This is a genomic window from Mucilaginibacter pedocola (assembly GCF_002013915.1).
GTDB classification, from domain to species: Bacteria; Bacteroidota; Bacteroidia; order Sphingobacteriales; family Sphingobacteriaceae; genus Mucilaginibacter; species Mucilaginibacter pedocola.
Genome location: NZ_MBTF01000036.1, coordinates 151,079 through 163,704 on the forward strand (window position 1 = coordinate 151,079; position 12,626 = coordinate 163,704).

The following is a 12,626-nucleotide window of genomic DNA, read 5'->3' on the forward strand; positions in this document are numbered from 1 at the left end:
AGCATGGTTTTAGGCCAAAAGCACATTGATACAATTCGACTAAGTATTGATATGATTTGATTAATCGCCGAAAATTAAAACATGTTTCTTTGACAATAATTAAAGAGGGCACTCCCGCCAGCTTTAAAACTAATTTAACCAACAACAAATTCACGTATGAGAAAATCTTTACTTCCCACACAGGAGGGGTATGTGCGTACGCATTGGCTGTACGGCTTACGTTACCCCAAATCATTAATTGTTATGTGTGCCGTTATTATGGGCGTGCTATTATCGGGCAGTGCATTTGCGCAGCAAAAGGTTACGGGTACCGTTTCGGATACCACAGGCCTATCGTTGCCGGGCGTTGCCGTTAAGGTAAAAGGCACCACTACGGGTACCACAACAGATGTAAACGGTAAGTTTACTTTAACAGTACCGGCCGGAAGCACCGCGCTGGTATTTAGCTATGTAGGTTTTGCCGGCCAGGAAGTTTCCATTGGCAGCCAAACCAACTTTAATGTAAGGATGAAGGCCCTTAACACCAACCTGCAGGAGGTTGTAGTAACAGGTTACGGCCAACAGCGTAAAGAATCGTTAACGGGCGCTATCTCCAGCGTAACTTCTAAGGATATCGACCGTGTACACGGCGGTTCTACCGTTAGTACCACATTGGCCGGTAAAATCCCCGGTGTTACGTTCAGGCAGTCGGAAGGCCGCCCGGGTGCAAGTGCATCTATCCAGATCCGTAACATGGGTGCGCCGCTGTACGTTATCGACGGTATACAGCAGGACGAAGGCCAGTTTAACAACATTGCTCCAAACGATATCGAGAGCATCTCGGTACTGAAAGACGGTTCGGCCGCTATCTACGGTGTGCGTGCTGCAAACGGTGTTGTGGTGGTAACTACCAAAAAAGGTAGTGGTGAAGGCCGCATCAATATTGATGCTTACCAGGGCTTCCAAAACTTTTACCGTTTCCCTGTTGTAGCTAATAACTCTTACGACTACATGCGTTTCAAGGCAGAAGCCGAATTGAATGGTAATAGCCATACCACAAGCATTACCCAGGCCGAGCTTGACAAGTACAAAGCCGGTACCGACCCTGCTTACCGCAGCTTCGACTGGCGCGAGTATGTACTGGGTGCAAATAATAACGCACCTATCAACTCGGTGAATGCCAACTTTACAGGTGCTACCGACAGGGTTAGCTACTACGTATCGGCAACTAACCTGCACCAATCTTCGCAATTGGGTAAAGAGTACAAGTTCGGGCGCTCTAACATACAATCTAACGTATCGTTAAAAGTGGCCAACGGCTTAAAAGTTAACTTAAACATTAACGGCCGCGTGGAAACCCGCGAAAACCCCGGTGTGCCGGGACAGGATGATTATTTCCTGGCCAGGTTTGCCGTATTGAGGAATACGCCGCTTGAGCGACCTTATGCTAATGATAACCCTGATTACCTGAATACGCTGAACAACACCGAATCTAACTACGCGTTCCTGAACAAGAAGTTATCGGGCTTGTACCATAGCGACTGGCGCGTATTGCAAACCAACTTTGGTGCAGAGTACCAAATACCGGGTATAAAAGGCTTAACCGCTAAAGGTTTATACTCTTACTACGTTGCAGATTATTTGCTGAATAACCAGGAATACACTTACAAATCTTACACTTACAAGCCGGCTACCGATACATATGATGTTACCGGTGGTAGTTCAAACCCCTGGAGGGAGCGCGAGCAGAAGAAAGAGTTTGCCAAAACTCAACAGATACAGTTAAACTACATTAACACTTTTGGTAAACATTCGGTTGCTGCAACTTTGGTTAACGAGCGTATAGAGTTACAACACCTGCGTAACTGGATACACTCTTCGCCGGTATCTAACAACCTGCCGTTGATCTATTTTCCAACTGCTGACCAGTACCAGGATAGCGATGACAAAGAAGCACGTATAGGTTACATTGGCCGTGTTAACTACAATTACGATAACAAATACTACGTGGAGTTTTCGGGAAGGCGCGATGCATCTTACCTGTTTGCTCCTGATAAACGTGTGGGTTACTTCCCGGGCGGTTCGGTAGGATGGCGTATTACCCAGGAAGGTTGGATGAAGAAACTGATGGGCGACAGAAGTTTCCTGAACGACTTGAAACTGCGCGCATCGTACGCAATATTGGGTGATGACCGTAATCCTGATAACGCGTCGCAGCCGATTGTAGCACCTTATGCATACTTGCCGGGCTACAACTACAACAGGCCTACGGCAATTATAGGAGGCAACCCATTAGTTACATCGGCTGATAAAGGCTTAATTACTACTAATATATCGTGGTTGAAAAGTAAGATGACCGATGTTGGTTTGGATTTCACCATCCTGAACAATAAGTTATCGGGTAGTTTCGATTATTTCTATCGTAAACGTACCGGCTTGCTTAAGGCAAAAGACGATGTGGTATTACCTATAGAAGTTGGTTTTGGTTTACCTTTAGAAAACCTGAACAGCGATTCGCAATCGGGCTTCGACCTGGCGCTGAACTACAACAACCGCGTGGGCGATGTGAGCTATAACATTAGCGGTACATTCTCTTACAGCCGCCAAAAAACAGTGAGCATTTATAATGAACGCTGGGGTAACTCGTTAGACCAATATTTTGGTTCGCGTATAAACCGGTATGCTAATATCGACTGGGGTTACGAGGTAGTAGGCCAGTTTAAATCGATCGAAGAGATAAACAATTACCCGGTGAACGTAGATGGTGAGGGTAACAGGACATTACTACCGGGCGACCTGATCTACAAAGACCAAAACGGCGACGGAGCTATAAATGGTGCCGATAACCGCCCAATTGGTTATGGTTATGGTAAACAACCAAATATTAACTTCGGTTTCTCGTTAGGTGCTGCTTATAAAGGATTTGATTTCCATGCCGATTTCTCGGGTGGTGCAGGTTACACCTGGTTCCAGAACTGGGAAACACGCTGGGCTTTCCAAAACGGCGGTAACTTTAATACTATATTTGAAGACAGGTACCACCGCGAGAATATGTACGACTTGAACAGTGCATGGATACCAGGCAAATACCCTGCAACCAGGTATAACCCCGGGCCAAATATTTCAAGTTACCGTGGTAACTCGTCTTTCTGGTTGCACAACGTGAAATATTTAAGGGCAAGAACCATAGAGCTGGGCTACTCATTGCCAACCGCATGGCTTGCAAAAGTAAAAATGAAAAAAGCGAGGGTGTTCGTAAATGGTTACAACATGTTATCGTTTGATAACCTGAAAGAATATGCTGTTGACCCTGAAACCACAGACGATAACGGGTTACAGTTCCCTCAAAGTAAAGTATTCAACTTCGGTGTTAATTTAACTTTTTAATTAATCCCTTAAGTTTAAACACATGAAAAAAATAACCATTATATTAATGTGCGCAGGCCTGTTCATCACGGGCTCGTGCCGAAAAGACAGTGAATTTTTGGACGTACCGCCCAAATCTATCATTGACGCGAACGTTGCTTTTACCGACCCTAACTTGGTATTGTCCGTATTAGGCGACCTATATAACCGTATGGTCGATTTTTCGAGCCTTGATAACGGCTGGGCATCGTTTGTTGATTTTAGCGAAGCGTTTCCTTCTGAAAACGGAAGCTCTGGTTTTGTTACGCGTAACGGCTGGGGTTATGGCGAGTGGGGCATATGGGATTACACCTATATCCGCGAGCTTAACTTGTTTATTCAACGCATAACAGCTGCTCCTGCGGTTACAGATGAAGAGAAGATTCTACAAAAACAGTTTATTGCTGAAGGCCGGTTTATACGTGCCAGCTATTATTTCGAAATGGTAAAAAGGATGGGCGGTGTGCCGCTGATCACCGAGCCGCTTGATTATGATTTTTCCGGTAACGTTGCCGCGCTGCAAAAACCACGCAACAAGGAGTCTGAAATTTATGACTTTGTTATAAGCGAGGCGGAAGCTATCAAAGGCTTATTTGATTCACGCCTTTCCGATAAATCAAGGGCAACAAAAGGTGCTGCTTTAGCTATGGAAGCAAGGGCTGCCTTATATGCTGCGTCAATTGCCAAATACGGCGCAACTACGCCTACGGTATCATTGTCTGGCGGCGAAGTTGGTATACCAGCATCAATGGCTACCGGTTATTATACTAAAGCGCTTAACGCTGCTAAGGAATTAATAGCTACAGGTACGTATTCGTTGTACAGGCAATTACCTGACCTGAGCGACAATTACGCCAACCTTTTCCTGGATAAAAACAGCTCTGAATCTATCTTTATAGAAGATTTTAAAGTTAACGCAGGTAAAACACACGGCTTTACCACTAACAACCAGCCATACTCTATATCAGACGAAGGTTTGGATGCCGGCCGTTTAAACCCGTCGCTTAACCTGGTTGAGGCTTATGAGAAATTGGACAATACCTACGCGCCAATAGCTACTAAAACTGCCGGTGGCGACTTTATTTATTACGCTGACCAGCTTGACGCTTTTGCCGGCAGGGATGCAAGGCTTGCAGGTACGGTATTGTTACCTAACGGTTTATTTAAAGGCAAGCGCACCGAAGTTTATGCAGGTTATCAATTAGCAGATGGTACTGTAATTACCAGCGGCGATGCAACACTTCTGCAAGATGTTCCGGGCCTGGGCCGGGTACAGGTAATTGGTAGAGATGGTATTGCTAACGGCCTCGAGTACCGTACACAAACCGGTTTCTTTATCCGGAAGTATTTAGACCCAACTGTAGGTTCGGGCCGTCGTGGCCGTGGTAGCGATGTTGCATTTATTCGTTACCGCTATGCCGAAGTTTTACTGAACGCTGCCGAAGCTGCATTTGAACTTGGCGATGTTGGCGCGGCTACCGGGTATATTAACCAGGTGCGCTCGCGTGCCGGCTTTACTACCCCGCTTGCTACTGTAGATTTTGACAGGATAGTGCACGAACGCCGTGTGGAGCTGGTGTTTGAGGGCCATACTTTGTTTGATATGAAACGCTGGAGGCTTGCACACATTGTTTGGGATGGTTCTGCAATGGGTACTACCGACCTGCTAACAAATATTGGCGATGCGCGTAAACGTAATACCCAGCCTTTCGGGTTATGGCCATATAAATACTCTAACCCTGGTAACGCAAATAATGGCAAATGGATATTTAAGGAAGTAAAACCGGCTGCAGTTACGGGTGCTAACAGGTTCCAGTTGGGTAATTATTATTCGCAGATAGGCGATAACGTTTTATCGGCTAACCCAAAAATCATAAGACAACCAAATCAATAGCCATATTTCAACTAAAAAAATCATGAAAATAAAATTTCATTATATAATCATCGCACTCCTTTTTGCAGCTACCGGCTGCAAAAAGGACAACTATGAGGCACCAAATGTAACGCTTAGCGGGCACCTTGTTTACCAGGGAGAGAACGTGAACGTGGAATTTGGCCGCGTGCCTTTCTTGCTGTTCCAAAGCGGCTTTCAATTAAACAAGCCTATTGAAGGTAATTTCGACCAGGATGGCAAGTACTCTGTAAAAACATTTGCCGGTAACTACAAATTAACTATGTCGGCCAACCAGGGCCCCTTTCTTTGGAAAGAACTTGGTTCGGGCAAGCGCGACACGGTTGCTATTAACTTAACCGGCGATCAAACTGTAGATTTGGAAGTAACGCCATTTTATATGGTTCGCCAGCCTGTTTTTACAGCAGCGGCAGGCCGTAAAATCAACGCAACTTTTAATTTAGAGAAAGTAATTACCGATGCCAATGCAAAAAACATCGAGCGCGTTTACCTTTATATGAGCAAAACGCAGTTTGTGTCCTCTGCATATTCATTACCGGCTCCGGATGGTACTCCTATTGTAACATCTATAGCCGGTTCTGCACTTACCAGCCTGAACAACATCAGTATGAGTATAACCGCACCGGAGCTTGTGCCGGCCCAAAACTATTATTTCGTCCGTATTGGCGTTAAAATAGATGGTGTTGAGGATATGATATTCTCACCTGTTGCAAAAGTAACAGTACAATAACTTATCTTCGGGAGGCTGCTTTCTGCGGGAGCGGCCTCCCTTTTTTTTCTGCCCCCTCTTTTTCTCCAAAAAAATCTTTAAATAATAACCGCTAATTATCTGCAATGAAGAAAATTACACTTTGTTTATCTCTCGCATTGTCTGCCTTTTTGCAGGCCAACGCCCAGCAAGGCGACTGGCATGTAATAAAAGACAAAATTATTACTCCCTGGGCCGAAAAAGTTGATCCTAAAGCACCGCTGCCTGAGTACCCAAGGCCACAACTGGTAAGGGGCAACTGGCAAAATCTTAATGGTTTATGGAACTACACCATCGTTCCGAAAGATCAAAAATTTCCCGCCGTTAATTCCGGCAAAATATTGGTGCCTTTTGCTGTTGAGTCGGCACTATCGGGCGTTGGCAAAACCGTTGGTAAGGATAGCATGCTTTGGTATAAAACCAGCATCACCCTAAATAAAGCCCTTAAAGGCAAAGATGTATTGCTGCACTTTGGCGCTGTTGACTGGCGCACCGAAGTTTTTGTGAACGGCAAAAGCGCAGGCGTACACGAAGGCGGTTTCGACCCCTTTACTTTTAATATTACCCCTTACCTAAAAGGCGGTAAGCAGGATATCACCATCAGCGTTTGGGACCCAACCGACGATGGGCCGCAGCCACGCGGCAAACAGGTAAAAAAACCTGAAGGCATCTGGTACACACCGGTTACCGGTATATGGCAAACAGTTTGGCTGGAAGGCGTTGCCAAAACACACATCGACGCTACTAAACAAACCCCTAACATTGACGATAAAACCTTAACCATATCTGCCGATGTTGCTAACGCACAAGCCGGCGACAAATTAAAAATTACCGCTTACGATGGCAAAACCGTAGTTGACGAGAAAACTGTTGACGCCGGTGCAACCGCCGTATTAAGCATTGCCAACCCTAAGCTGTGGTCTACAACCAGCCCCTTCCTTTATGATCTGAAGGTATGCGTGGTACGCAACAATAAACCGGTTGACGAGGTGAAAAGCTATTTTGCCATGCGCAAAATATCAATGGCGCCCGATGCGCACGGTATACAGCGCATGATGCTGAACGATAAATTTGTGTTTCAGTACGGCCCGTTGGATCAGGGTTGGTGGCCGGATGGTTTGTATACCCCGCCAACAGAAGAGGCGATGATATACGATATTGACCAGCTACGCGCTATGGGCTTTAACATGATACGCAAGCACATTAAAGTGGAGCCTGCGCGTTACTACACTTATTGCGATAAAGTGGGTATGCTGCTTTGGCAGGACATGCCAAGCGGCGACTTGGGCAACGGTTGGGAAAACCGCCCCGGTATAATAGACAAGGGTAGCGATAAAGCCCGTACGCCCGAATCTGAAGGTTACTACCGCAAAGAGTGGGCTGCAATTATGAAAGAACTGCACAACTACCCAAGCATTGTGGTATGGACACCGTTCAACGAAGCATGGGGCCAGTTTAAAACTGTTGAAATAAGCGAATGGACCAAGAAGAACGACCCTTCGCGATTAATTAACAGCGCCAGCGGCGGTAACTTTTATGTGACCGGCGATATTGTGGATTTGCACAATTACCCGCACCCCGCCATGCCGGACCCTGAACTGTTTGGCAAAACAAGAGCAGTAGTATTGGGCGAGTTTGGCGGCCTTGGCTGGCCGGTAGAGGGCCATAACTGGCAGTCTAACAAAAACTGGGGTTACCAAAACTTCAAGAATGGCGAAGATGTGTTGAAGCGCTACACTACTTTTACAGATCGTTTACAACAATTGATAAAGCTGGGTTTATCGGCAGCTGTTTACACGCAAACAACCGATGTTGAGGGTGAAGTGAATGGCTTTATTACTTACGACCGTAAATTCATAAAAATGCCGGTAGAAAAGCTGCGTGCCGAAAATATAAAGCTATACAACCCTGAATTAGCAAAATAAGACTAAAGAATGAATTATTTAAATAACATAGGTAAGCTAATTGGTTTATCGATATTATTAAACTGGGCCGGGATGGAAACATCTTCGGCTCAGTCCGTTAAAGCGGCTGCTGTAAAAAAGATTGATAACAGCGCTGTAAATGCAAACTACGTAGGTAACCGCGCTCCTTTGCAAAACGCTTATTTGGTTAAACTGCCCACAGGTAGCATACAAGCAGGCGGATGGTTGAAAAAAGCGCTGGAATTGCAGCGTGCGGGCCTCACCGGTAACCTGGGCGAAATAAGCATTTGGCTATCAAAAACCAATAATGCCTGGCTCAACAAAGAAGGCAAAGGCGAGTATGGCTGGGAGGAATTACCTTACTGGCTTAAAGGCTACGCCAACATCGGCTATATGCTGGGCGATAAAAAGATGATTGCCGAAGCCAAGTTTTGGATAGATGCCGTGCTGAACAATCAGCGTGATAACGGCGACTTTGGCCCTGCGGTAGAACACAACGGTAACCGCGACCTGTGGACAAATATGCCGATGCTGTGGTGCCTGCAATCGTACTACGAGTACAGTAAAGATGCACGCGTGCTGCCCTTCATGACCAAATATTTTAAATACCAGTTGGCCCTGCCTGATAGTAAATTATTGGAAGATTACTGGGAGAATAGCCGCGGCGGCGATAATATCTCCAGCGTGTACTGGCTGTATAACCGCACCGGCGATAAATTCCTGCTGGAGCTGGCTGAGAAACTGGATAAAAATACGGCCAACTGGCGCCAGGCTACCAATCTGCCCAACTGGCATAATGTAAACGTTGCGCAGTGCTTCCGCGAGCCTGCACAGTTCTTCCTGCAAAGCAAAAACCCGCAGGACCTTGCCGCAACCTATAACGATTTTAAGCTGATACGTACCATATATGGCCAGGTACCCGGCGGAATGTTTGGTGCCGACGAAAATGCCCGTAAAGGTTATGATGACCCGCGCCAGGCGGTAGAAACCTGCGGCATGGTAGAGCAAATGACATCAGACCAAATGCTGCTGGGCATAACCGGCGATAACTTTTGGGCCGAGAATTGCGAAGATGTAGCCTTTAACGATTTTTCGGCTGCCTTTATGCCCGATTACCGTTCGCTGCGCTATTTAACCGCTCCTAACATGGTGCTGAGCGATGGCAAAAACCATAACCCGGGTATTGATAACAGCGGGCCATTCCTGATGATGAACCCCTTTAGCAGCCGCTGCTGCCAGCATAACCACGCCGCAGGCTGGGTATATTATGCCGAGAACAGCTGGATGGCTACGCCTGATAATGGTTTAGCGGCAACGCTTTACACTGAAGGTAAAGTAAACGCAAAAGTGGGTAATGGTACTGCAGTAACGCTAACCGAGACCACCAAATACCCTTTTGAAGGGCAAATTAGCTTTACTGTAAATACTGCCAAAGCGGTAGCCTTCCCTTTATACCTGCGTGTACCGGCATGGAGCAAAGGTGCATCGGTAAAAGTAAACGGCGTGGTAGTAAAGGTTGCTGATGCCGCGGGCGATTACGTGAAACTGGCTAAGACCTGGAAGAACGGTGATGTGGTAACCCTGCAGTTACCAATGGAAATAAAGGTGCGCGAGTGGGCAAAAAACAAAAACAGCGTAAGCGTAAACTACGGTCCGCTAACCTACTCGTTGAAGATAGACGAGAAATACGTTAAAGAAGATAGCAAGAAAACCGCCATTGGCGATTCGCGCTGGCAAGCAGGTGCCGACCCGGAGAAGTGGCCATCTTTCGAGATACACCCCGCTTCGGCATGGAACTACGGTTTGCTGCTGGATGAGCAACGTCCCGAGAAATCGTTTAAGGTAGTACGCCGCGCCTGGCCAAAGGATAATAATCCTTTCACTAATACAGGTGCGCCAATTGAATTGGTTGCTACAGGCAAGCAAATACCCGATTGGACTATTGACCAAACCGGCTTATGCGCCGTGTTACCGCAAAGCCCTGTTGCTACCGATAAGGCTGCAACAAAATTAACACTGGTACCTATGGGCGGTGCAAGGCTGCGTATATCTGCCTTCCCTGTAGTAAAATAAATTGCCTAACTTAACAGGCAAAAAAGAGCTTAACTGAGAGAGAGTTGAGATTTAAAATGAGGGGCGGGTCGGCTGAAAAGCTGGCCCGCTTTTTTTGTGGTATATGGTTTTATGGTCGCTGCCTGATGCTTCCGGGCCTTGTGCGGTTAATAATCTATCCTTAACTTTTATTTAATAAGTAAACGCCTTATTTGCACCCGGAAAACACCGCCATGAAAAAACTTCTACTATGTGCTGCGCTTGCAGCATCGTTCTGCATCAACACTGCCGCACAGGCACAGGAGCCAAGCCCCGCCTACAAAATTGTATCGGGCGGCGATTGGGTGATGGCCAAGAACTATTACCTGCTCACACTCATTAAGCAAGATAAAGAGGCTGCCAAATTATTAATGGCTGATGGAGCTTTAGCCACCCTCTCTAAAAACAGAGCCGATGCTGTGCGCCGTTCGCTGGCCGAGTGCAAAGATGCTTTGTGTTTTCCAGTTGCCCTGAGATTATCAGACGAAGATATCAAACTGGTAAGCGACAGGCTTACCGCCTTATACAAACCCGGTAATGCGCTGGGTAAATTGGTGTCGGCTCATTTGCTACCATCTGGTACTTACGGTTTGTATAAAGCAACCGGTGCCGAATTATTAGTAAAAGCCTGGGAGCAGGACGCAGCTGCCGTAAACCATACCATTGCTGTTTACGCAGAAGGTAAAAAAGCGAACTACCCCGCTATCGATTCTATCAGCTTTAACGTGAAGAACCGTGGTTACGGCATATTGATGTACGATTGCACTACGGAGGTAATTGACAACCTTACCACCAATAGCCTGTTCTTCGAACCTGCGCTGAATGCTGCGCTAACCTACCTCGAGGTAAACGAACGCCGCAACGCTGCCGATTACGAACCAATGGCAACCACCGTAAACAAGCCCGCTGCTGATAGGGTAAAAACTATTAAATGGGCGGCTTATCCTTATACCCACATATTGGTGCCCGGCGCGGGGCCTGATGTTCCCGGCACGCCATTAAGCGGTGAAGGTATGCTGCGCTGCCGTACTGCTGCACGTAAATTCTTGCTGGGTAAAGCGCCATTCATTGTAGTATCCGGAGGTAATGTGCATCCGTACAAAACCAAGTACAACGAGGCCGTGGAGATGAAGAAGTACATGATCGAGCGCCTGCACATCCCGGCCAACGCTATTATTATTGAACCGCATGCCCGCCATACCACCACCAACCTGCGTAACGATGCGCGTTTGGCTTTCCGCTATGGTATGCCTTTCAGCAAACCGGGCCTTATTGTTACCGATAAGTACCAGAACGATTTTATTACCACTATGGATAAGCGCTGCATGAACGAGCTTAAGTATGTGCCATACACGCTGGGCAAACGCTTATCAGATACCGAACTTGAATTTTACCCGCTGGCCATATCGATGCAGATTGATGCCGATGAGCCAATGGACCCATGATGAATAGCGATAAGAGATGAAGATGAATTGGAAAATGATGTTACCTGCCGCAATGGCAGTGGTTGCCCTCTCGGCATTTGTAAGTAACGAAATAAGCATGACGCTCGACCGCGAAACCTCGGTAGATTCGCTGGGCGCATGCCAGGGCGTATCGCGCCAGGGCAACCGCATATTTTTATACGGCGACCGCGAAGTAGGCATGATACGCGAATACCGCCTTGATCATGATACACTGGTTTACCTTAACAAACAAATAAAGCTTACCGAGAACGGGCAGGATGTAATTGGCCACCCAACAGGTATAGCCTACAATGGCAAAGATCCGGTGTTTATTGGCAACTCGGTGCGTTTAAATAAAGAAGGTACCGCATGGAAGGCCGTTATTTATAACGTGAACTGGGAAGGGCTGCAAAAGACCGGCACGCTTGATGGCAACCTGATAAACACCATTGATGATGATGCCTGCATACAAGGCACCCGCCCCGAATATGTAAAATACAACAACAAATGGTACGTGGCCACTGCCGACTATGGCAACAAAGCCAACGAGGTGCGTTTATACGACCCCGAAAAATTGGCCACCTGCAAAAAAACGTCGGAGCCGGGTGTGTTGGTTAAAAAGTTCAGTTGCTCGCCATGGGTGCAAAACCTGCACTGGATAGCCGATAAGGGCGTACTGGTACTCATCCAAAACCAAATAGAAGGCCGCAAATGGCGCTTCACTTATGTCGACATGGCAAGATCCCTTGAAGCAGGGCAGATGCAGGTGCTAAAACAGGTAGATATTGATAAGCGCGCCGACGAATTGGAGGGCTTCACCTTCCTGGATAAAACAAAAGGTATCGCGGTAACATCTTCCCGCAAAAACAACGTTAACTACACTACTACCATCTGGTAGTTGGTATATCACCAAGCTTTTCGTTTTCAGTAATATAGTAAATGGCCCGGGTTTTTGCCGGGCCGTTTAATGTTTCTTCTCTATAGTGTATTATTTACACAAAGCTAACATTGGCGAACTTTTATTAATAGAAAATTAACCTGTATTAACCATTGGGTTAAGATAGCTGCGGTACTTTTGTTGCCATTATTGCAAGCTACTCAAGGCAACATTATCTTTTAAA

The 12,626-nt window shown here is 46.6% G+C and carries 7 protein-coding genes; all 7 read left to right on the forward strand.

From position 1 onward, the window contains the following. The first annotated feature begins 156 nt into the window (after positions 1 to 156). The 7 genes from BC343_RS25385 to BC343_RS25415 all read left to right on the forward strand — a co-directional run bounded on the left by BC343_RS25385 (position 157) and on the right by BC343_RS25415 (position 12,403). Positions 157 to 3,366 (forward strand): SusC/RagA family TonB-linked outer membrane protein, encoded by a 3,210-nt coding sequence (locus tag BC343_RS25385; protein WP_238381866.1) that lies wholly within the window; start codon positions 157 to 159, stop codon positions 3,364 to 3,366. Positions 3,367 to 3,388: 22 nt separating this feature from the next. Continuing rightward, on the forward strand, positions 3,389 to 5,278 hold the full coding sequence (locus BC343_RS25390; protein WP_078350621.1) for a RagB/SusD family nutrient uptake outer membrane protein: 1,890 nt from the start codon (positions 3,389 to 3,391) through the stop codon (positions 5,276 to 5,278). Positions 5,279 to 5,300: 22 nt separating this feature from the next. Beyond that, positions 5,301 to 6,026: a DUF3823 domain-containing protein gene (locus BC343_RS25395; RefSeq protein ID WP_078350622.1), complete on the forward strand. Its 726-nt coding sequence runs from the start codon at positions 5,301 to 5,303 to the stop codon at positions 6,024 to 6,026. A 104-nt stretch (positions 6,027 to 6,130) separates the two neighbouring features. Then, positions 6,131 to 7,969, forward strand: coding sequence for a glycoside hydrolase family 2 protein (locus tag BC343_RS25400; protein ID WP_078350623.1), 1,839 nt, complete (start codon positions 6,131 to 6,133; stop codon positions 7,967 to 7,969). Between the two features lie 9 nt (positions 7,970 to 7,978). Continuing rightward, on the forward strand, positions 7,979 to 10,042 hold the full coding sequence (locus tag BC343_RS25405; protein ID WP_078350624.1) for a beta-L-arabinofuranosidase domain-containing protein: 2,064 nt from the start codon (positions 7,979 to 7,981) through the stop codon (positions 10,040 to 10,042). Between the two features lie 212 nt (positions 10,043 to 10,254). Beyond that, positions 10,255 to 11,505 carry a YdcF family protein gene (locus BC343_RS25410; RefSeq protein WP_078350625.1) on the forward strand — a complete coding sequence of 417 codons (1,251 nt, stop codon included), beginning with the start codon at positions 10,255 to 10,257 and terminating at the stop codon, positions 11,503 to 11,505. A 16-nt stretch (positions 11,506 to 11,521) separates the two neighbouring features. Next, positions 11,522 to 12,403 (forward strand): hypothetical protein, encoded by an 882-nt coding sequence (locus tag BC343_RS25415; protein ID WP_238381867.1) that lies wholly within the window; start codon positions 11,522 to 11,524, stop codon positions 12,401 to 12,403. The last annotated feature ends 223 nt before the right edge of the window (positions 12,404 to 12,626 follow it).

Bases quoted from the DNA above. Each gene is read 5' to 3' on its own strand.
- BC343_RS25385 (WP_238381866.1), top strand. From the start codon at position 157: ATGAGAAAATCTTTACTTCCCACACAGGAGGGGTATGTGCGTACGCAT.
- BC343_RS25390 (WP_078350621.1), top strand. From the start codon at position 3,389: ATGAAAAAAATAACCATTATATTAATGTGCGCAGGCCTGTTCATCACG.
- BC343_RS25395 (WP_078350622.1), top strand. From the start codon at position 5,301: ATGAAAATAAAATTTCATTATATAATCATCGCACTCCTTTTTGCAGCT.
- BC343_RS25400 (WP_078350623.1), top strand. From the start codon at position 6,131: ATGAAGAAAATTACACTTTGTTTATCTCTCGCATTGTCTGCCTTTTTG.
- BC343_RS25405 (WP_078350624.1), top strand. From the start codon at position 7,979: ATGAATTATTTAAATAACATAGGTAAGCTAATTGGTTTATCGATATTA.
- BC343_RS25410 (WP_078350625.1), top strand. From the start codon at position 10,255: ATGAAAAAACTTCTACTATGTGCTGCGCTTGCAGCATCGTTCTGCATC.
- BC343_RS25415 (WP_238381867.1), top strand. From the start codon at position 11,522: ATGAAGATGAATTGGAAAATGATGTTACCTGCCGCAATGGCAGTGGTT.